Raw genomic sequence first — 20,441 nt, forward strand, 5'->3', positions numbered from 1 at the left:
CTGATGATTCGTGCCGACCAAGGTCGGCACCCACCAAGGCAGATTCATGTGCCGACCAAGGTCGGCACCCACCAGACGCAGGTGCGACCGCTTACGCCACGCGGCCGCGGCGCGCGCGCTCCAGGTGCACCAGCAGCAGTGAGATCGCTGCCGGGGTCATGCCCGGAATACGCTGCGCCTGGCCGATGGTCTGCGGGCGCACCCGCTCCAGTTTCTGCAGTGCTTCGGCCGACAGCCCGCGCACGGTCGCATAGTCGAACGCCTCGGCGATCGGCGTGGCCTCATGCCGCTGCTGGCGCTCGATCTCCTCGCGCTGGCGGTCCAGGTAGCCGGCGTACTTCACGCCGATCTCCACCTGCTCGGCCACTTTGGCGTCGGCCACGGCCGGGCCCAGCGACGGCACCTGCATCAGCTGCGCGTAATCCAGTTCGGGGCGCTTGATCAGGTCCAGCACGTTGGTCTCGCGGCTGACCGCCACGCCCAGCGTGTCCTGCACTTCGCGGCCCAGCGCATTGGCCGGGGTTGCCCACAGCGCGCCCAGGCGTGCGCGCTCGGCAGCAACAGCGGCCTGCTTGGTCTCGAACGCACCCCAGCGACGATCATCCACCAGGCCCATCTCGCGGCCGGTCGGGGTCAGGCGCTGGTCCGCATTGTCCTCGCGCAGCTGCAGCCGGTACTCGGCGCGGCTGGTGAACATGCGGTACGGCTCGTTGGTGCCGTGGGTGATCAGGTCATCCACCAGCACGCCCAGGTACGCCTCGTCGCGGCGTGGGCACCAACCGTCCAGCCCACGCACCTGTCGCGCGGCGTTGAGGCCGGCCAGCAGGCCCTGCGCGGCGGCCTCCTCATAGCCGGTGGTGCCGTTGATCTGGCCAGCGAAGAACAGACCGTTGACCAGCTTGGTTTCCAGCGACGCCTTCAGCCCGCGCGGATCGAAGAAGTCGTACTCGATGGCGTAGCCGGGGCGGGTGATGTGCGCGTTCTCGAAGCCACGGATGCTGCGCACCATCTCCAGCTGCACGTCGAAGGGCAGCGAGGTGGAAATGCCGTTGGGGTAGATCTCGACGATGCCCAGGCCTTCCGGTTCGACGAAGATCTGGTGGCTGGCCTTCTCGGCGAAGCGCACCACCTTGTCCTCGATGGACGGGCAGTAGCGCGGGCCGATGCCTTCGATCTGGCCGCTGTACAGCGGCGAGCGGTGCAGCGCGTCGCGGATGATCTGGTGGGTCTGCTCGGTGGTGTGGGTGATCCAGCAGCTGACCTGCTGCGGATGCTCGTCCACCGAGCCGAGGAAGGACATCACCGGCCGCGGCGAATCGCCCGGCTGCTCGTCCATCACGCTGTAGTCCAGTGAGCGGCCATCGATGCGCGGCGGCGTGCCGGTCTTCAGGCGGTCCACCTGGAAAGGACGCTCGCGCAGGCGCGTCGCCAGCGTGGTGGCCGGCGGGTCGCCCATGCGGCCGGCGGCGTACTGGGTCGGGCCGACATGGATCTTGCCGGCCAGGAAGGTGCCGGCGGTCAGCACCACGGCCCCGGCGTCGAAGCGCAGGCCGGTCTGGGTCATGACCCCGCGCACGGCGTCGCCTTCAATGACCAGGTCATCGACGGCGGCCTGGAACACGGTCAGGTTGGCCTGGCCTTCGACGATGGCGCGGATCGCCATGCGATACAGGTTGCGGTCGGCCTGGCAGCGGGTCGCGCGCACGGCCGGGCCCTTGGAGGCGTTGAGCGTGCGCCACTGGATGCCGGCGCGGTCGGCGGCATGCGCCATCGCACCGCCCAGGGCGTCGATTTCCTTGACCAGATGGCCCTTGCCGATGCCGCCGATGGCCGGGTTGCAGCTCATCGCGCCCACTGTTTCGATGTTGTGGGTCAGCAGCAGGGTGCGCACGCCGGTACGGGCCGCGGCCAGCGCGGCTTCGGTGCCGGCGTGGCCACCGCCGATGACGATGACGTCGTAACGATGGAAGGACGGGTTCATGGGGGCTGTTCAGCTGGGGGCGGGCGCGGCCGGGGCGGCGCCGGGGTGGCGATTTTAGCGCCATTCGGGGTCGGGACGTCGGCGCCAGCCGGCTCCCGTCGAAATCAGCCCTAAAGTTGGCAGGATTTTTGCAGATAACCCAATAGCACCCACCGTGGCTGGCGCCGCAGGCGCCCGTGACCGGAATTGGAACAGGGGCCGGTACAGGCGCACGGTGGGGGAGCAGGGGGCCGGCAGTCGGGGGACTGCCCGGCCCTGTTTTTTTCTGGAGGCTATCGGGAGAGCTCCATCCACGCATGGCGTGGATCTACTGATGACGGGCCTTGGGTAGATCCACGCCATGCGTGGATGCCGTGGCGGCGGCACCAGAACAACGTGCCCGCAAAACAAACGGCCCCGCACTGCGGGGCCGTCTGCCTTCAGAGGTGCCGACATCCGACAGGGCCGGAACAGGGGGGATCCAGATGTTCCTGTCGGATATCGACGTAGAGCTTTTTGCGGCGGCCCGTGTCGTTTTTGTCACTTTGTGACGCGGGCCGTCACTGGCCCCGTAGAGTGCGGCTTGGACCGTGTGAAATGCAAGACGGTTCAGCGCTCAACTGTGCGCTGCGTCCCACGATCCATGTTGCGCCAGGGGGAACCGTTCATTCTTGGCGCACTCGGCGCCGGAGCCGTACGGGCCGGCGGCGGAGGCGCAGAGGGCTGGATGTTCGATTGCGGCGGCCGGCGCATCGAGTCCATGTTCCGCCACGGCGAACCGCCGTTGTACGACGGCCGCGACGGCGGTGGCGGGCGGTTCTCGCCGCCGTTGCCGGGTGGGCGCGGTGGCGGGCGGTGGTTGTGCGGCGGGCGGTAGATCGGGCGCGAGTAATACGGATTGCCATAGCCGCCGTAGTAGCCGCCATAGCCGCCGTAGTACGGGTAGCCGTAGTTGTAGGGATAGCCGGCGGGGTAGCGGTACTCCACCGACGGCGCACCGTGGTAGTAGCTGCCGCTGCGGCCACCGCCGACATAGTCGTAGGTGGTGCAGCCGGCCAGGGCCAGCATCAGGCCACCGGCAAGCATCAGGCGCGTTTTCATGGTGGGTCCCCCCAGAGGACGGGTTGTACAGTGAGCTTCGTGCGCAGGCGTTGAATCGGCCCTTAACTTCACTGTCCAGGATGAATGGAGGTGAAGGCTGCCATGCTGGCATGACCTGTGCCGGGGTCGCCAGCAGGGAGCCATACGTTAATCTTGCGTCATGAGCGATTCACTGTTGCCCCGTGCCGATGATGTCCTGGCTGCCGCTGCGCGGATCGCGCCGCACGCCAGCGTGACCCCGGTGCTGCGTTCGCGCACGCTCGATGCGCTGGCCGGCGCGCAGCTGGCGTTCAAGGCCGAGCATCTGCAGCGCGGCGGCGCATTCAAGTTCCGCGGCGCCTGCAATGCGGTGTGGTCGCTGGATGCCGATCGCGCCAGCGCCGGCGTGGTCACCCATTCCTCCGGCAACCACGGCGCCGCCCTGGCTCTGGCCGCGCGCACCCGTGGCATTCCCTGCCACGTGGTGGTGCCCGAAGGTGCAGTGGCGGCCAAGCTGGCCAACATCGCCCGCCATGGCGCCACGCTCTGGCGCTGCCCACCAACCATCGCCGACCGCGAGGCCACCTGCGCCAAAGTGCAGGCTGATACCGGCGCGACCTTGGTCCATCCCTATGCGGACCCGGCGGTGATGGCCGGGCAGGGCACCGCGGCACTGGAGCTGCTGCACAGCGACGGCCCGTTCGACGTGCTGGTGGTGCCGGTGGGCGGCGGTGGCCTGGCCAGCGGCACCGCGCGGGCCCTGCAGCTCGCCAGCCCGCAGACCCGGCTGGTGCTGGCCGAGCCGGCCGGCGCTGACGACACCGCGCGCTCGTTGGCCGCTGGCGAGCGCCAGGCGGCATTCACCCCGGACACGATCTGCGATGGCCTGCGCACCCTGATCGGCGCGTCCAACTTCGCGTTGCTGCGCGCGGCCAGCGCCGAGGTGATCGTGGTCGATGACGCGGCGACGATGGCGGCGATGCGCTTGCTGTGGGAGGTCCTCAAGCAGGTGATCGAGCCGTCATCGGCGACCGTGCTCGCCGCGGTGCTGGCGCAGCCGCAGCGTTTTGCCGGCCTGCGCGTGGGCCTGGTGCTGTCCGGCGGCAACGTCGACCTGCCGGCACTGCGCTGGGGGGCGCCGTGAGCCGCGACCGGCACCGGCATCGCACTGGCCTGCTGGGCTGGCTGTGGCGGTTGTTTGTCCTGCTGGTGATCTGGCTGCTGGGCGTGACTGCCTGGATCGTCTGGGTCGGCGAGCGTGACCAGGCGGCCAAGGCCGATGCCATCATCGTGCTCGGTGCGGCGGCCTATGACGCCAAGCCGTCGCCGGTATTCGAAGAACGCATCCGTCACGGGCTGGATCTCTATGAGGCCCAGTTCGCGCCACTGCTGATCTTCACCGGCGGCTATGGTGGTACCGGCGCGCGCTTTTCCGAGTCACAGGTGGCGCGGCGCTATGCGCTCAAGCACGGCGTGCCGGACGATGCGATCCTGATCGAGACTGCCTCGCGCAACACCGTGCAGAACCTGGTGGAAGCCAAGCGGCTGATGGACCAGCGCAACCTGCACCGGGTGATCATCGTCAGCGATCCGCTGCACATGGCGCGCGCGCTGCGCCTGAGCAAGGCGCTGGGCATCGATGCACTGGCCTCGTCCACGCCCAGCACGCGCTTCCGCAGCTTCCACACCAGCTGGCGCTTCCTGGTGCAGGAAATCTATTTCTTCCACCGCGACCTGGTGCGGCCGCCGCTGAGTTCGCCGGCCAATACCTGAGCGGTTGCCTCTGTGCCCGCCGGGCATGGCCCGGCGCTACCCATATCGCGCGTCCGGCGCGGCCCCTATCGCGCGCCCGGTAGCGCCGGGCCATGCCCGGCGGCTCTCGATCAGGTCTGCTTGCGCCGGATCGGAATCGCCGAAACCGGCACTGAGGCCACGTCATGCCCGCCTTCGCGGATCGGTGCGCCCGGGTCCGGTGCCCAGGCATGGGCATAGATCACTTCCCAGCTGCTGGGCAGCTTGCCGTCGGCGCGCCGCATCGGTTCATACGCCGCTGCCGCCGCAGCGAAACGGCCACGCCCGGTCAGCGTGTGGCGGCGATCCACCCGCGCATTGGTCGCGCCCATCGCGCGCAGCTCGCGCATCAACGAGGGCAGGTCGTCGTAGGTCAGGGTGAACAGATCGCGGTCCAGCACCGGGTCGCGGAAGCCGGCCATCATCAGCGCATCGCCGAACTGGGCGATCTGCGCGAAGCGGCTCACGTGCGGGCGGTCATCGGCGGCCGCGAAGGCCTCGTTGAGTTCGATCAGGGTTTCCGGGCCGAAGGTGGAACACAGCAGCAGGCCACCGGGCTTGAGCACGCGACGGAAGCCTGCGAACACCGCCGGCAGATCGTCCACCCACTGCAGGCACAGGTTGCTGAAGATCACGTCCACGCTGTTGTCGGCCAGCGGCAGCGCGGCGGCGTCGCCGCACAGGCGCTGGAACGGCTTCCACCAGCCGGCCTGGCGCTTGGCCTGGTCCAGCATCGGCAGTGCCACATCCAGCGCGATCACCTGCGCCTTCGGCCAACGCTTCTTCATCAACGCGCTGGCGTGGCCGGTACCCGCGCCGATGTCCAGCACCACCTCGGGCTTGCGTGCCTCCAGGTAGTCCAACGATTCGATCAGCCGCGACTGCACCTCGCGCTGCAGGGCGGCGGCAGCGTCGTAACTGGTGGCGGCACGCGCGAATGCGCGGCGGACATGGCGGGCATCGAAGTGGGACGGCATTGCGAAAGTCTCTTAGAACGTACCGGGGTAGGCGCCGCCGTCGATCAGCAGGTTCTGCCCGGTGAGGTAACCGGTGTGTGCGCTGCACAGGAAGGCGCAGGCGGCGCCGAACTCGTCCGCCGTGCCGAAGCGGCCGGCGGGAATCTGCTGGCGGCGGCGTTCGGCCACTTCGCCGGCATCGCCGTCCTTGCCCGCAGTGTGGGCGAAGTTGGCGCGCAGCCGGTCGGTGTCGAACTGGCCGGGCAGCAGGTTGTTGATCGTGACGTTGTGCGCGACGGTGCGGCGCGACAGGCCGGCGACGAAACCGGTCAGGCCGCTGCGTGCACCGTTGGACAGTGCCAGGATGTCGATCGGCGCTTTCACCGCCGACGAGGTGATGTTGACGATGCGACCGAAGCCACGCGCAATCATCGCGTCCACGGTGGCGCGGATCAGCGCGATCGGCGCCAGCATGTTGGCGTCGAGCGCGGCGATCCAGTCGTCGCGCTCGAAAGTGCGGAAGTCGCCTGGCGGCGGGCCACCGGCATTGGTGACCAGGATGTCCACCTGCGGGCACGCGGCCAGCGCCGCGGCACGACCGGCGTCGGTGGTGACGTCGGCGGCGACCGCGCGCACCTCAGCGGCACCGGGCAGTGCACGCAGCTCTTCGGCAGCGACCTGCAGTGCAGCCTCGCCACGGGCCACGATCACCACGTTGACGCCCTCGCGCACCAGCGCACGCGCGCAGCCCAGGCCCAAGCCCTTGCTTGCGCCGCAGACCAGTGCCCAGCGGCCGTTGATACCCAGATCCATGCGTCAATCCCGTGGAATGAGGAAGGCGCTCATTGTCCGCCATCGGCCGGTGACAGGCCGGCAACGAAGTGTTGCAGGGCGCTGGCCACCTCGTCGGCATGGCCGAGGAAGGGTGCGTGGCCGCCATGGGCGATGGTCAGCGCCTGCGCACCCGGGGCCAATGCCGCAGCGGCCTGCATCGCCGCCGGAGACACCAGCCGGTCGCGCTGGCCGGCGATCCACAGGCTGGGTTTGCCCAGTGTTGGCAATGCGCCGCGCAGGTCGGTGCTTTCCAGCAGGCGCAGGCCTTCCAGCAGGGCCCGTTCGGTGGGCGCGCCGCGCTCAACCAGGCGTTGGCGCAGCGTGCGCAGCTCCTCGCGGGCGTGCGCCGAGCCCATCACATCCAGCGCCAGGAAGCGTTCCAGGGTGCCACCGAAATCGGTCGCCAGCTCGCGCCCGAACTGCTCGAACACCGCCGGCTCCACCGCATGCGGCCAGTCGTCGCCGCGCACGAAGCGCGGCGTGGCCGCGATCATCGCCAGCCCGCGCACTTTCGGAAGCGTTGCGGCGGCGTGCAGTGCGAACAGGCCGCCCAGTGACCAGCCGCACCACACCGCCGGCGGCGTGGCCGCGGCAATGGCGTTGACCACGAACGGCAGGCGCAACGGCGTGGTGTCTTCGCGGCTGTGGCCATGGCCCGGCAGATCAACCAGATGCAGGGTGAACCGGTCGGCCAGGCGCTGCACCAAGGGTGCGAACACACCGCCCTGCAGGGCCCAGCCATGGATCAGTACCAGGTCCGGCCCCTGGCCGGTGACGTCGATATGCATGGGAAAACGACAGCAGGCTCAGGCAAAGACAGGCAATGGCGGTGGCGCGGCGTCACGCACCGCCAGATCCACGCGATCGCGCGCGCTGGCGATCGCGTCCACCAGGCCACGCACCTGTTCCGGCGTGTGCAGGGCGGACAGGGTCACACGCAGGCGCGCCTTGCCTTCGGGCACCGTGGGCGGACGGATCGCGCCGACCAGCCAACCAGCCTGCTCCAGTGCCTTGGACATCGCCACGGCGCGGTGATCGTCACCACACAGCAGCGGCTGGATCGGCGTTTCCGAAGCCATCAGGTCCAGGCCATGGCGGCGTGCCTCGCTGCGGAACAGCGCGATCAGGTCGGTCAGTTTCGAGCGGCGCCAGTTGTCACGGCGTGCCAGGCGCACCGCTTCCAGTGCAGCGGCGGCCAGCGGTGGCGGCATCGCCGTGGTGTAGATGTAGGGGCGTGCGGTTTCAGCCAGGTGCTCGACCAGATCGTCGCGGCCCAGCACCAGCGCGCCGGAACCGCCCAGTGCCTTGCCCAGCGTGACCAGCTGCAGCGGCACATCGTCCACGCCCAGCCCGGCGGCGGCCACGGCACCACGGCCGTCACCGACCACACCTACGCCGTGCGCATCGTCCACATAGAACAGCGCCTGCTGCAGGCGTGCCACAAGCGACAATGCACGCAGCGGTGCGATGTCGCCATCCATGCTGAAGACACCATCGGTGGCCAGCATCGCCGCGCCGTCGGGCGCGTGCTTGAGCTGGCGCATCGCGCCTTCGGCATCAAGGTGCGGATAACGGCGCAGGCGCGCACCGGCCAGCCGCGTCGCATCCAAGAGGCTGGCGTGGTTGAGCTTGTCCTGCACGCAGACATCACGCTCTTCGCTCAGCAGTGCCTGCTGCACGGCCAGGTTGGCGGCGAAGCCACTACCGAACAGCAGCGCGCGCGGGTAGCCCAGCCACTCCGCCACTTCGCGCTCCAGCGCGTCATGCAGGGCGTGGTGGCCGCAGACCAGATGCGATGCACCGGCGCCGGTGCCTTCGCGTGCGGCGGCATCCTGCAGCGCGTTGACCACGCTGAACTGCTGGGCCAGGCCCAGATAATCATTGCTGCAGAAGCCGGTCAGCCACTGGCCGTCCACTTCCAGGCGGACGCCATCACGACGGTTGACCGTGCGCCGCGTGCGGCGACGGCCTTGGGCATCGCGCAGGGCGCGCTGGGCATGGAGGCGGGCGGTCAGGTCGGGGCGGGCCATGGCGGCTGAATGCGGCGACGGGGCGGCTAGGGTAGCGCGTTGCCGCGACACCTGCTTGTACCCCGTCTCAGGCCGCGTGAGCGCAGCCGCAGCCGGGCGCATCGGCGCTGATGTCGGCGTGCACTGTACCGCCGTGATCGTGGCCCTCGGCATCCACCTGCACCGCCATCGGTTGCAGTCCCAGCCGGGCGAACAGGGCCAGGTCGCGCTCACTCTCCGGGTTGCCGGCGGTCAGCAGCTTGTCGCCGTAGAAGATCGAATTGGCACCGGCCAGGAAGCACAGCGCCTGCAGTTCGTCACTCATGGCTTCGCGCCCGGCCGACAGCCGCACCATCGAGCGCGGCATGGCGATGCGTGCCACCGCGATCATGCGCACGAATTCGAACGGGTCCAGCTCCGCGCTGCCATGCAGCGGGGTGCCCGCCACCTGCACCAGCCTGTTGATCGGCACCGAATCGGGATGCGCCGGCAGCGTGGCCAGCGCCAGCAGCAGGCCAACGCGCTGCGCGCGCGTCTCGCCCATGCCGACAATGCCGCCGCAGCAGGTCTTCAGGCCGGCCTCGCGCACGTGCTCCAGCGTGTCCAGGCGGTCCTGGTACTGGCGCGTGTGGATGATCGAATCGTAGTAGTCCGGTGCGGTGTCGAGGTTGTGGTTGTAGTAGTCCAGGCCGGCGTCCTTCAGCGCGCGTGCCTGTTCGCCACTGAGCATGCCCAGCGTGGCGCAGGTCTCCAGGCCCAGCGCCTTCACCCCGGCGATCATCGCCGCTACCTTCGGGATGTCGCGGTCCTTCGGTGATCGCCACGCGGCACCCATGCAGAAACGCGACGCACCGGCGGCCTTGGCCTGGCGGGCCTTGGCCAGCACCGCATCGGTGTCCATCAGCTTCTGCGCGTTCACCCCGGTGCTGTAGCGCTGCGCCTGAGGGCAGTACGCGCAGTCTTCCGGGCAGCCTCCGGTCTTCACCGACAGCAGCGTGGAGACCTGTACCTGCGCCGGGTCGAAGTGCTCACGGTGGACCGCCGCGGCGCGGAACAGCAGCTCGGGCAACGGCAGGTCGAACAGGGCCTGCAGTTCGTCGTGTTGCCAGTCGTGGCGGATGGCAGCAGCCATGGCGGACCTTGGGTACGAGTGGAGCGAGGGCGGCAGTGTGGGTGGGTTGGTGAAGGCTGTCAACTAACTGGTAATTAATTCTGTTTACATAAATCGACTGCCAGAAATGCGCGCTACGGTGTAAGTTCATTGCCGCATACGGACTCGCGAGCACGTGCCATGGACAGCTACCAGCCCTACCCGATCCGCCGCCATGCGGTGCTGTGCAGCCTGGCCGAACTGCCTGACGGCGGCCTGCGCGTGGTGATGGATGATCTGCGCCAGGCCGAAGCGCCGGGGCAGTGGAAGAATCACACCTTCGTGACCTTCAAGGACTACGCGGCGGGGGAGCTCGATCCGGCGATGCTGCCGAAGGAGGAACTTGAAGCATTCGGTCACTATGTCTTGGTTCGCTTGTTGGCGATAAACGGTTGCCTGCGTGATACGGAGGAAGGTCCTGACAGCGATGTCCCTCTCACCGACCAGTAGCGGCAAAGCACCGCCGCGCTGACCGATGGAGGCATCGCCCGGATCGATGCGCAACTGCGTTTCCACTGCGATGGACAGTTCCGAACATCGCCTGCATCGTGGGGAACGCGATGTCGCTGGACCCGCAGCGCCACCCCGGCATTGCCGATGTCTTCTACGCCCAGCGTGTGCGCGAACGGGTTGCGCGCGGTGTACTGGAAGCGCGGGGTGAAAAAGCGCCGGTGGCGGGAGCGCCTGCGCGTCCAGCGATGTACGCACGGGGCAGGCAGTCGGGACGACCCGTATCGGGGCATTTCACCGCATCCTGCAAGGCCTTCGGCCACAGTGACCGCTGTCCACCTGCTCCCGCTGCGTCCACACTGCCTCGCATGAACGATCTCCATCGCCTTCGCGGCCGCATCACCGCGCTGGTCCCAAGCGAGGCCTGGCGCCGCCGTGCCGCGCTCTGGGGCGGGGCTGTGGCCGTAGCGCTGGTGGCCATCCTGTTTGCCAAGGCCAGCGACGCGGCCTTCCATCTGTTCCAGCGCATCACCGCGCACTCGCCGGGGTGGGCCCTGCTGCTCACGCCCGGCATCTTCGCGTTGCTGGCCTGGCTGACCAGTGGCGTGCTGAAACCCACGCGGGGCAGCGGCATTCCGCAGGTCATCGCTGCGTTGGACAAGCCCGATGAGCCGTTCCGGAAAACCAACTTGTCGCCCGCGGTCTCGGCGGGCAAGCTGTTGCTGACCTCGCTGTCCCTGCTCGGTGGCGCGTCCGTTGGTCGCGAGGGCCCGACCGTGCATGTGGGTGCCAGCCTGATGTACCTGTTCGGCCGCTGGTTCGGCTTCAAGGATCCGCGCGAACTCTCGCACTTCCTGCTGGCGGGTGGTGCAGCGGGCATCGCCGCGGCATTCAATACACCGCTGGCCGGCATCGTGTTCGCCATCGAGGAGCTCAGTGGCCGTTTCGAACATCGCTTCTCCGGCACCCTGTTGACCGCAGTGATCGTCGGCGGCGTGGTATCGCTCGGTCTGTTGGGCAACTACACCTACTTCGGCCATGTGAGCGCGCGCCTGCCGCTCGGCCAGGGCTGGCTGGCGATCCTGCTGTGCGGCGTAGTGGCCGGATTGCTGGGCGGATTGTTCGCGCGCGCGGTGCTGGCCAGTGCGGCGGGCCGCCCCCGTTGGCTCGGGCAACTACGGCAGCGGCATCCCGTGTTGCTGGCCGCAGGCTGCGGGCTTGTGGTGGTGCTGCTGGCCCTGGCGTTCGGAGAAGGCGCATTCGGCACCGGCTACGAACAGGCGCGCAGCCTGGTGCAGGGGCAGGCGATGGTGGGCCACGAGTTCGGTCTGATGAAGCTGCTGGCGAATCTGGCGTCCTACGTGGCGGGCATCCCCGGCGGCCTGTTCTCGCCGGCGCTGGCGGTCGGTGCCGGCCTTGGCCACAACCTGGCCGTACTGATGCCGGGCGTGGACCCGCGTGCGTTCGTGCTGCTGGGCATGTGCGCCTACCTGACCGGCGTCACCCAGGCCCCGCTGACCTCGGCGGTGATCTCGCTGGAGCTGACCGACAGTGGTGATCTGCTGCTGCCGATCCTGGCCACGGTGCTGATCGCACGCGGCGTGTCCGGGCTGGTGTGCCGCGTGCCGATCTACCGTGGGTTGGCGGAGCTGTTGATGGTGCCGAAAGCAGAGCCAGCTGATAGACCTCACTGATTACCTTGATCAACAGGACCAATCATCTCGAATCTTCACTCCAGCAGTGAAGCTGATTCCGCGCTGCACCGTCTACCCCATGCGCGGCGCGCCGCTGAAGATGCATCGACACCGGGGCTGCACCCGGACCCGCATCGAGAGCACCATGATCAACTGCCGTATCCGCAGCCTGGCGGCTGCCGTCCTGGCCCTGGCCAGTTCCCCCGCGCTGGCGATGTCCGGCGCGCCCATGCTGCCCAGCGAGCGCAGCATCGGTACCCTCGAACCGGTGGCGCGTTTCGAAGGTGCCATGCCCACCAGCGTGGCGGTATCAGAAACCGGGCGCATCTTCGTCAACTTCCCGCGCTGGGGCGATGACGTGAGCTACAGCGTGGCCGAATGGCGCGACGGCCGCGCCGTTCCCTATCCGGATGCGCGCATCAACAGCGCGGACGGAGCCGACCCGGCTGCACACTTTATCAGCGTGCAGAGCGTGGTGGCCGATGGCCAGGGCCGGCTGTGGGTGTTGGACACTGCAGCGCCCGGATTCTCCGCACCGCAGGCCGGTGGCGCCAAGCTGGTGGCGATCGATCTGGCTACCAATACCGTGGCCAGGACGCTGGTGTTCCCGGCCAACGTCATCGACGCGCGCACCTACGTCAACGATGTGCGCTTCGACTTCCGGGTCGGCCGCCAGGGCGTGGCCTACGTGACCGACTCGTCGCTGAGCGGTATCGGCGGCATCATCGTGATCGACCTCGCTACTGGCGTCGCGTCCAAGCGACTGGTCGGCCACGTATCAACCTCGGCCGATCCCGCCTTCGTGCCGATCGTGGAAGGGCAGCAGATGCGGCTGCGCAACGCGGATGGTTCGACGCAGCCGTTCACCGTGGCCGCCGATGGCATCGCCCTGTCGCCCGATGGCGCCACGCTGTTCTACACGCCCTTGTCCAGCCGTCATCTGTACAGCGTGCCGACCGCGCTGCTGCGCGATCCGAAGGTGAGTGAAGCGGAACTGGCGGCCGCGGTGGTCGACCACGGCGACAAGGGCGCCTCCGATGGCATGGAGATGGACGCCAACGGGCGGTTGTATGCCAGCGACTACGAGCACAACGCGATCCATGCCCGCGACGCGCAGGGGCGATGGACGACCGTGGTTCACGACCCGCGCATCCTGTGGCCGGATACGTTGTCGATGGGGCCGGACGGCTATCTGTACTTCACCGCCAACCAGCTGCACCGCCAAGCCGGATTCAATGGCGGCGTTGATCGGCGGCAGGCGCCGTACATGGTGTACCGCACGCGGGTGGATGCCGCGCCGGCGCCCACGAGATGAAGTGAGCCGTAAACGGGTAAGGATGCCTACGGGTTGAAGGGCGAGCGTCTGATGGCCCCAGGGCCGGGGTGCGATCACGCTGTAGTGCATGCCGGTCCTGTTCAAGTCCACTCGCCTCCTGCAGGCGGCGCTTCGCGTGCTGCTGCCACTGCGCTGCCTGGTATGCGGCGATCCGGGCGATGATGATCTCGACCTGTGCCGCGCCTGCCTCGCCGGACTCCCCTGGGCCGGCCGCGCCTGCCTGCGTTGCGCGCTGCCGTTGCCGGACACCGCCCTGATCGTCTGCGGCAGCTGCCGCGAGGAAGCGCCACCGCAGACGGCCACCCATGCCAGCCTGTTGTACCTGCCGCCAGTGGACCAGCTGCTGGTGCGCTACAAGTTCCATCAGGACCTGGCGGCTGGCCGCCTGCTGGCGCAGTTGATGCAGCGGGCACCGCCCGCCTGGTCATGCCCACCACTGGCGCCGGTACCCCTGCACCGCCGCCGCCTGCGCCAACGCGGCTACAACCAGGCTGCTGAACTGTGCCGGCTGCTGCCGATGCCGGTCTGGCATGGGCTGTACCGGCGGCGGCATACGGCGCCACAGTCCGAACGCACGGCCGAGCAGCGCAGGGAAAACCTGTTCGATGCGTTCGATGTACGCGGTCCGGTGCCACCCCGATTGACCGTGGTTGACGATGTGATGACCACCGGCAGTACGGTGATGGAGATTGCCGAAACGCTGCGCTGCGTGGGTGCTGAAGAGGTGCGGGTATGGGTGTGCGCGCGGGTGCCGTGATCGCTGTCTTCATCGCCGGGGGCTAGGATGAACCCGGTTCCGGATCGAAGGAGTGGCCATGAATTCCCCCTTGTCTCCCCTGTTGTCGGCAATCGGCCGTAGCTGGTGGATACTCCTGCTGTATGGCCTGGTCGCTCTTGGCTTCGGCATCATCGCCATCGGCTGGCCGCTGTCCGCCGCCATGGCATTGGCGTGGACGCTGGGCGTGATGGCCATCGTTGAAGGCGTCATCAGCCTGTTCGCACTGGTCAGCGGCGGCAGCGGCGCGTCGCGTGGCTGGCTGGCACTGTATGCCATCGCCTCGCTGGGTTTCGGCATCCTGGCGGTCATCAATCCGCTGGCCACCGCCAGCGTGCTGGTGCTGTTCCTGGCGGCGTGGCTGCTGGTGGCAGGCATCTATCGCATCGTATTCGCGATCCGCGTGCGCAAGCAGATCCAGGGTGAGTGGCTGCTGATCCTCAGCGGCGTGCTGGCGGTGGTGCTGGGCCTGCTGTTCGCGGCCAACCCGTACGCGGGCGTGGCGGTGACCACGCTGTGGATCGGCATTGGCAGCCTGCTGTACGGCCTGCTGCAGGTGCTGGTGGCGTTCAAGCTGCGGAAGCTGAAGTGAGAACGGCGCTTGCGTTGTTGCTGGGCGCGGCACTGGCCATGGCCGGATGCACGCCAGGTGCCACGCCCGCGGTGCAGGCGGTCGAGGGACATGTACCGCGCGCGGGTGTGGATGTACGCCTGAGCGCGGTCGATGCGGACGGCAAGGGCAGGCAGGTGCAGTGGCAGGGCGAAACCCTGGCCCTGCACGAGCCACCGATCGCCGGCAGCGCCGACATTGCCGATGTGCGCTACGTGCTGGATCAGGACAAGCAACCTGGCCTGCAGATCCGCTTTCGACACGAAGCGCACCAGCGCATCCACGATGGCACGGAAGCACTGGTGGGCCAGCGAGCGGCAATCAGCGTGGATGGCCGCGTGTTGATGGTGGCGACGGTGCAGGGCCCGTTCGGGGAGTCGATGATGCTGAGCGGGCTGCCGAGCATCGCCGAGGCGCAGGCGTTGGCGAAGCACATCACCGGTCAGTGACGGGCGCGCCAACATCCCCGCGCTACGCGGAGGTCGACCAAGGTCGACCGCTACCGGGCGAACCGTGCCTCGATCTCCTCCAGTGACTTGCCCTTGGTCTCCGGCAGCCAGAATGCGGCTACCAGGAAAAATACGAAGGTGCAGGCCGCCCAGAACACGAACATGCTGGCGTAGCCGTAGTGGCCCACCGTGGGCAGGAAGATGGCGGCGATGGTGGTCGACACGAACTGGTTGATCAGCAGTGCGATGCTCATGCCGTTGGAGCGGATGCGGTTCGGCATCAGTTCCGACAGTGCCAGCCACACGCACACGCCGGGACCGACCGCGAAGAACGCGACGAATACCAGGATGCAGGCGGCCACCGCCCAGCCATGTGCAGGCGGCGGCACCGGGCCGATGCGGGCCTGTTCGACGCGCAGCGGCGCCTGCGCGGCACTGGCGGGGTCGGCGAACGGGTTCAGATGCAACTTGCGGAAGAATGCGCCGATCACGCTGTCTGGCTGTACGGTGCCGGTGCGGTCGATACGCAGTTCGCGATCAATCAGGTTGTCGCTGCGCACGGCGCGCACATTGGTGAAGTCGCCGTAGGCGTACGACACGGTCAGCTGCAGCGGCCGGCCCTCGCTGTCGATGCCAGCACCGAGGCGCTCCCACTGGGCTTCATCCAGCACCAGCTGCAGGCCATCGCCGTTGACCGCCGCCTGCAACTGCGGCTGCACATCAGCGCGACCGCGCTCGGCCTGGAAGAACAGCGTGGCCGCTGCCAGCAGGGCCACGCAGATACCACCGCTGCCGAGCATCAGCAGGAACTTGCGGCCCTTGCGGTCGACCAGCAGCAACGCGACCACGGTCATCACCGCATTGAGCAGCTTGATCGCCACGTCGGCGCCGTTGGCCACTGAACCGGACAGGCCGGCCTGGTTGAGGATGTTCACCGCGTAGGCCAGTACCGAGTTGATGCCGGTGGCCTGGGTGCAGGCCAGCACGACGCAGGCGAGCAGGAACGGCACCACGTAGCGGCGGCTGAGCAGCGGGTCGCGCTTGCTGTCGCTGCTGCTCGATTCCGGCGCCTGGATCTGCGCAAGGGTGGGCTCCACATCGGCAGCAGGCAGAACGCGCTGCAGGCTGCGGCGGGCATCGTTGACACGGCCCCGGCGCACCAGCCAGCGCGGCGATTCGGACAGCCAGAAGATGCCGGCGCAGAACAGCAGGCCCGGCGCCAGGCAGCTCCAGAAGATGGTGCGCCAGGCGTGGTCCTTCACCGTGAACAGCTCCTGCGCCTGCTGTGCCAGCGGCAGCGAGCGCACGGCCTCGGCGGCGGCATCCACCGCATGTGCGTGGTACAGCCCGATCAGCGCGGCCAACACCAGGCCAATGGTCAGCAGCAGCTGGAACATCGCCGCACCCCGGCCACGTCGCTCGGGGCTGAGGACTTCGGCCAGGTACAGCGGTACCACCACGCCGATCAGGCCACCGCTGACGCCCTGCAGCAGGCGGCCCAGCAGCAGGGGTGTATAGCCCGAGGCCAACGCCATGATCGGAATCGAGGCGGTGAACAGCAGGCCGGCCAGCAGCATCGCGCCGCGGCGGCCGATCAGGTCGGCGATCATGCCGGCGAACAGCGAGGACAGCACGCTGCCCAGCAGTACCGCGGCCACCACGAAGCCAAGCTGCTGGCTGCTGAGCTGCCAGGCGTGGCTGGCGGTGGCTTCAAGATAGGGCAGGGCGCCGGCGATGATGCCGATGTCGATGCCGTACAGCAGGCCACCGAGGCCGCCGATGAAGAGCAGGTAACGTACGGGCCAGCGCGGAGCGGTGGAAGCGGGTACGGCGGGTGCGGTGGCTGCGGTCATCGGCGTATTCCTGGAATAGCGGGGATGGTGCGGGGCTGGGGCATTGCGCTTGCGCGCTTCATGTAGAGCCGAGCCATGCTCGGCGCGGACTTCGTCGATGCTGATGCGAAAAGCAGCCGAGCACGGCTATGCCGATCGTCCTGATCGGCACCCTCCGGGCCGTCGCAAGCGACGTTGGCAATGGCTCCTGCCATTGCCTTCGGCTCTACAGACGCGCGTCGCCTAGTGCAGGTCGATCACCCGGCCACCAACCACCACCTGCCGCAGGCGCAGTTCGGTGTCCAGTACCACCAGGTCGGCGCGGGCGTCGGGCGCAATGCGGCCGCGATCGCCCAGGCCCAGATAGTCGGCCGGGAAGGTGGAAACGCGCTGCGAGGCATCGGCCAGCTCCAGGCCCACGCGCACCAGGTTGCGCAGCCCCTGGTCCATGGTCAGCGCGCTGCCGGCCAGTGAACCGGTCGCCAGGCGCACGCAGCCGCCGCACTTGTGCACGCGCTGCTCGCCCAGCGCGTACTCGCCGTCGGGCATGCCGGTGGCGGCCGTCGCGTCGGTCACCGCATACAGGCGCGGGATCGCGCGCGCGGCCAGGCGGATCACGCCGGGATGGATGTGCTGCAGGTCGGGAATGATCTCGGCGTACTGTGCATGCGCCAGCGCCGCTGCGGCGATGCCGGGTCGGTAATGGTCGACACCGGTCATGCCATTGAACAGATGGGTGAAGCCGGAGGCGCCGGCCTGCAGCGCGGCTACGCCTTCCTCGTAGGTGCCGGCGCTGTGGCCGAGCTGCACGCGGATGCCCATCGCCGAAAGCGCGGGAATCAGTGCGGTGTGATCGCCGATTTCCGGTGCCAGCGTCATCACCCGGATCGCCGCCAGTGCGTGCAGTTGCTGCACCAGCGCCAGCGTCGCCTCGATCGTACGGTTGGGCTGTGCACCGAGCCGCTGCGGGCTGATGAACGGTCCTTCCAGATGCACGCCGACGATGCTGGCGGCGTCGGCATCGGGCGCCGCCATCGTCGCAGCCACGCCCTGCAGCGCGTGCTCGATCTCATCCAGGCCGGCGGTCATGGTGGTTGCCAGCAGCGTGGTGGTACCGAAGCGCAGATGGGTGCGCGCGATGGTGCGCGCCACGTCGCCGCCCTGCATCAGGTCCACCCCGGCCGCGCCGTGCACATGCAGGTCGATGAAGCCGGGCAGGATGACCGGCAGCTGCAGGTCGTCAGCACCACTGTGGTCATCCACCTGCAGCTGGCGCACATGTGAATCGAAGTGTACCTGGCCACGCCGCCAGCCCAGCGGGGTGAGGATGCGGCCATGCAGGGAACGGATGTCGGTCATGCGGGAGGCTCGGCAATGATCACTTCGATACCCAGCCGCTGCAGCCCTTCGCGGGTTGCCTCGTCGATGCCGGCGTCGGTGATGATGGCGTGGATCTGGTCGAGGCGGGCGATGCGGTGCAGGCTGACACGGCCGAACTTGGAGGCGTCGGTCAGCACCACGATGCGGCGCGCGCGCTCGACCATGCGGTGGTTGAGGCGGGCTTCGGCCTCGTCGTGGGTGGTCAGGCCGAACTGCAGGTCCAGGCCATCCACGCCAAGGAACAGGGTGTCGAAGCTGTACGAGTTGAGGCTGGCCTCGGCCTGGCTGCCCTGCAGCGACAGCGACTGCTGGCGCAGCAGGCCACCGGTCAGCAGCACGGTGATGCCCGCGGCATTGGCCAGTTCCCAGGCGATGTTCAGGCCATTGGTCATCACCGTCACGTCGCGATGCGCGCGCAGGTGGCGAGCCAGCGTCATCGTGGTCGAGCCGGAATCGATGATGATGTTGTCGCCCGGCTGCACCAGGCGCGCAGCGCGCGCACCGATCGATTCCTTCAACGGCAGGTTCAGCGCGTCCTTCTCATGGATGTCCTGTTCCTGCGGCGGCGTGCGCACCAGGGTGGCGCCGCCGTGGGTGCGGTTGGCCAGGCCCTGCGACTCGAAGTGGGTCAGGTCGGCACGGATGGTCACCGCCGACACGCCGAAACGCTCGACCAGATCGGCCACCTGCACCGAGCCGTGCTCGATCAGCAGCTGCAGGATCTGTTGCCGGCGGGAGCGGGTGTTGCGCATGGCCATTCTCGGTTTCGCGGGGAAAGGTAGAGATTAGCCGTTCGCAGCAACTGCGGCAGCCGAACGTGCGTTCTGCGTGCGGGTTCCGGCCTGGTTGGCGCTGCAGGCGCGCGCGTACTCGCCCAGGCACAGGCCGATGCGGTGCTGCACCAGCGCGGTGGGGGTGTTGGCCAGCGTGCCCTCACGCACGGCGCGGTACTGCTCCGGCAGGTACTGGCTGAGCAGCACCAGTGGCGGCGCGTGCTGTTCCAGGTTGGCGAACAGGGTCTGCACCGCCTGCACCAGCGCGGGCTCGCCCCAGTAGTAACGGCAGCGGTCACTGAAGGAGTAGCTGCGCAGCAGGCGCAGCGCCGTGTCATCGCCCTGGTAGTAGGACTGCCAGTACTTCGGCTGCGCCACCATCACCTCGTCCAGCACCTGCGGCAGGCGCGAGCACTGTGCCGCCGGCAGCAGTTCGGCCTCGATCGCGGCCAGCGCGAACAGCGCTTCGCGGTAGGCGAAGGTGGCCGCGGGCCCGACCTTGAGGATGGCGAAGTGGTCGCGCACCAGCGCGTGCAGGCCGCTCTCGCGCTGGTAGTCGGTGGAGTGCGCTTCGAACACGATGCGTGGCTGCTGTTCGAGGAAATCGGCCAGCGTACTGGCAGCGGCGGCGTCGTACTCGTGCACGCTGCTGTGGTCGAAGTCCACGCCCGGCTGCACCACCATCGCGATCACACGCTGCCACGCATCGCGCAGCTGCGGGGTATCGAAGGCCTGCCGGTGGATGGCCAGGGTCTGCGCGGCGGCGGCCGGCGTGGTCACCTGCAGGCCTTCGGCCAGCGAGGCTTCGCCTCCGGGAATCGGCACTTCGGTACCGATCACGTAGACCGGCGGCGGCAGGCCATGTTCGGCGGCGGTGCGTTCGGCGATTTCGGCCAGCTCGGCCGAGCGCGCAGCGACGATGGCATCGGGCAGCGGCACCGGATCATCGGCGCAGGACATGCTGCAATCCAGATGGATCTTGTGGAAACCGGCGGCGACGTAGGCTTCGATCAGCACGCGCGCGTGGGTCATCGCTTCGGCCGCCGGGCGCTTCTGCCAGGCATTCGGGCCGAGGTGGTCGCCGCCCAGCATCAGCCGCTCGCGCGGGAAGCCTTCTTCATCGGCCAGCGTGCCCACGTAGTCGCGGTACTGCGGCGGGGTCATGCCGGTGTAGCCGCCGAACTGGTCGACCTGGTTGGAGGTGGCCTCGATCAGCAGCACGGTGCCATGCGCCAGGGCGACGTGCATGGCCGCGCGCAGCACCTGCTCGTTGCTGCAACAGACGCTGTACAGGCCGACGTTGGCGCCGGCGCGGTGGGAAGCAAGCAGGGTCTGCAACGGGGACATGGTCAGGCTCCGGAG

The 20,441-nt window shown here is 68.4% G+C and carries 19 protein-coding genes; 8 read left to right on the forward strand and 11 right to left on the reverse strand.

What is annotated here, in order from left to right; all coding sequences use genetic code 11:
* Positions 1 to 91 precede the first annotated feature (91 nt).
* Together mnmG and AC5P74_RS00800 are read right to left on the reverse strand one after the other, a co-directional pair.
* Positions 92 to 1,981, reverse strand: coding sequence for a tRNA uridine-5-carboxymethylaminomethyl(34) synthesis enzyme MnmG (mnmG, locus tag AC5P74_RS00795; protein WP_346607426.1), 1,890 nt, complete (start codon positions 1,979 to 1,981; stop codon positions 92 to 94).
* A 588-nt stretch (positions 1,982 to 2,569) separates the two neighbouring features.
* Positions 2,570 to 3,061 (reverse strand): hypothetical protein, encoded by a 492-nt coding sequence (locus AC5P74_RS00800; RefSeq protein WP_346607425.1) that lies wholly within the window; start codon positions 3,059 to 3,061, stop codon positions 2,570 to 2,572.
* 160 nt (positions 3,062 to 3,221) lie between these two features.
* Here AC5P74_RS00800 and AC5P74_RS00805 point away from each other — a divergent pair, with 160 nt between their 5' ends.
* Both AC5P74_RS00805 and AC5P74_RS00810 read left to right on the forward strand, forming a co-directional pair.
* On the forward strand, positions 3,222 to 4,184 hold the full coding sequence (locus AC5P74_RS00805; protein WP_346607424.1) for a pyridoxal-phosphate dependent enzyme: 963 nt from the start codon (positions 3,222 to 3,224) through the stop codon (positions 4,182 to 4,184).
* Positions 4,169 to 4,813 carry a YdcF family protein gene (locus tag AC5P74_RS00810; RefSeq protein ID WP_194442065.1) on the forward strand — a complete coding sequence of 215 codons (645 nt, stop codon included), beginning with the start codon at positions 4,169 to 4,171 and terminating at the stop codon, positions 4,811 to 4,813. Before AC5P74_RS00805 ends, AC5P74_RS00810 begins: the two co-directional genes overlap by 16 nt.
* A gap of 110 nt (positions 4,814 to 4,923) precedes the next feature.
* Here the strand turns inward: AC5P74_RS00810 and bioC are convergent, their stop codons facing one another.
* From bioC to bioB, 5 genes are all read right to left on the reverse strand, one after another.
* Positions 4,924 to 5,808: a malonyl-ACP O-methyltransferase BioC gene (gene bioC, locus AC5P74_RS00815; protein WP_005420131.1), complete on the reverse strand. Its 885-nt coding sequence runs from the start codon at positions 5,806 to 5,808 to the stop codon at positions 4,924 to 4,926.
* Between the two features lie 12 nt (positions 5,809 to 5,820).
* Positions 5,821 to 6,600, reverse strand: a complete 780-nt coding sequence (locus AC5P74_RS00820; RefSeq protein ID WP_005420130.1) for an SDR family oxidoreductase — start codon at positions 6,598 to 6,600, stop codon at positions 5,821 to 5,823.
* A gap of 29 nt (positions 6,601 to 6,629) precedes the next feature.
* A complete protein-coding gene (gene bioH / locus AC5P74_RS00825; protein ID WP_053496815.1) occupies positions 6,630 to 7,409 on the reverse strand; it encodes a pimeloyl-ACP methyl ester esterase BioH in 780 nt (259 codons plus the stop codon).
* Between the two features lie 18 nt (positions 7,410 to 7,427).
* Complete coding sequence (gene bioF / locus AC5P74_RS00830) at positions 7,428 to 8,651, reverse strand: 8-amino-7-oxononanoate synthase (protein WP_346607423.1); 1,224 nt, start codon at positions 8,649 to 8,651, stop codon at positions 7,428 to 7,430.
* A gap of 67 nt (positions 8,652 to 8,718) precedes the next feature.
* On the reverse strand, positions 8,719 to 9,762 hold the full coding sequence (gene bioB / locus AC5P74_RS00835) for a biotin synthase BioB (RefSeq protein WP_495204751.1): 1,044 nt from the start codon (positions 9,760 to 9,762) through the stop codon (positions 8,719 to 8,721).
* Between the two features lie 159 nt (positions 9,763 to 9,921).
* Here bioB and AC5P74_RS00840 point away from each other — a divergent pair, with 159 nt between their 5' ends.
* The 6 genes from AC5P74_RS00840 to AC5P74_RS00865 all read left to right on the forward strand — a co-directional run bounded on the left by AC5P74_RS00840 (position 9,922) and on the right by AC5P74_RS00865 (position 15,094).
* On the forward strand, positions 9,922 to 10,230 hold the full coding sequence (locus tag AC5P74_RS00840) for a hypothetical protein (RefSeq protein ID WP_346607422.1): 309 nt from the start codon (positions 9,922 to 9,924) through the stop codon (positions 10,228 to 10,230).
* 368 nt (positions 10,231 to 10,598) lie between these two features.
* Positions 10,599 to 11,924 carry a chloride channel protein gene (locus AC5P74_RS00845; protein ID WP_346607421.1) on the forward strand — a complete coding sequence of 442 codons (1,326 nt, stop codon included), beginning with the start codon at positions 10,599 to 10,601 and terminating at the stop codon, positions 11,922 to 11,924.
* A gap of 145 nt (positions 11,925 to 12,069) precedes the next feature.
* A complete protein-coding gene (locus tag AC5P74_RS00850; RefSeq protein WP_171957679.1) occupies positions 12,070 to 13,239 on the forward strand; it encodes an L-dopachrome tautomerase-related protein in 1,170 nt (389 codons plus the stop codon).
* A gap of 88 nt (positions 13,240 to 13,327) precedes the next feature.
* A complete protein-coding gene (locus AC5P74_RS00855) occupies positions 13,328 to 14,017 on the forward strand; it encodes a ComF family protein (protein ID WP_346607420.1) in 690 nt (229 codons plus the stop codon).
* Positions 14,018 to 14,075: 58 nt separating this feature from the next.
* A complete protein-coding gene (locus AC5P74_RS00860; protein ID WP_346607419.1) occupies positions 14,076 to 14,627 on the forward strand; it encodes an HdeD family acid-resistance protein in 552 nt (183 codons plus the stop codon).
* A 38-nt stretch (positions 14,628 to 14,665) separates the two neighbouring features.
* Positions 14,666 to 15,094: a SecDF P1 head subdomain-containing protein gene (locus AC5P74_RS00865; protein WP_141750830.1), complete on the forward strand. Its 429-nt coding sequence runs from the start codon at positions 14,666 to 14,668 to the stop codon at positions 15,092 to 15,094.
* Positions 15,095 to 15,144: 50 nt separating this feature from the next.
* Here the strand turns inward: AC5P74_RS00865 and AC5P74_RS00870 are convergent, their stop codons facing one another.
* From AC5P74_RS00870 to AC5P74_RS00885, 4 genes are all read right to left on the reverse strand, one after another.
* Entirely contained in the window at positions 15,145 to 16,947 is a 1,803-nt protein-coding gene (locus AC5P74_RS00870; RefSeq protein WP_053496821.1) for an MFS transporter, read from the reverse strand.
* Between the two features lie 222 nt (positions 16,948 to 17,169).
* On the reverse strand, positions 17,170 to 18,285 hold the full coding sequence (gene nagA, locus AC5P74_RS00875) for an N-acetylglucosamine-6-phosphate deacetylase (protein WP_346607418.1): 1,116 nt from the start codon (positions 18,283 to 18,285) through the stop codon (positions 17,170 to 17,172).
* On the reverse strand, positions 18,282 to 19,058 hold the full coding sequence (locus AC5P74_RS00880) for a DeoR family transcriptional regulator (RefSeq protein ID WP_005420109.1): 777 nt from the start codon (positions 19,056 to 19,058) through the stop codon (positions 18,282 to 18,284). Before AC5P74_RS00880 ends, nagA begins: the two co-directional genes overlap by 4 nt.
* Positions 19,059 to 19,091: 33 nt before the next feature.
* A complete protein-coding gene (locus AC5P74_RS00885) occupies positions 19,092 to 20,426 on the reverse strand; it encodes a D-tagatose-bisphosphate aldolase, class II, non-catalytic subunit (RefSeq protein ID WP_111129508.1) in 1,335 nt (444 codons plus the stop codon).
* Positions 20,427 to 20,441 lie beyond the last annotated feature (15 nt).

This window comes from Stenotrophomonas sp. YJH_SMC_94-11 (assembly GCF_059370435.1).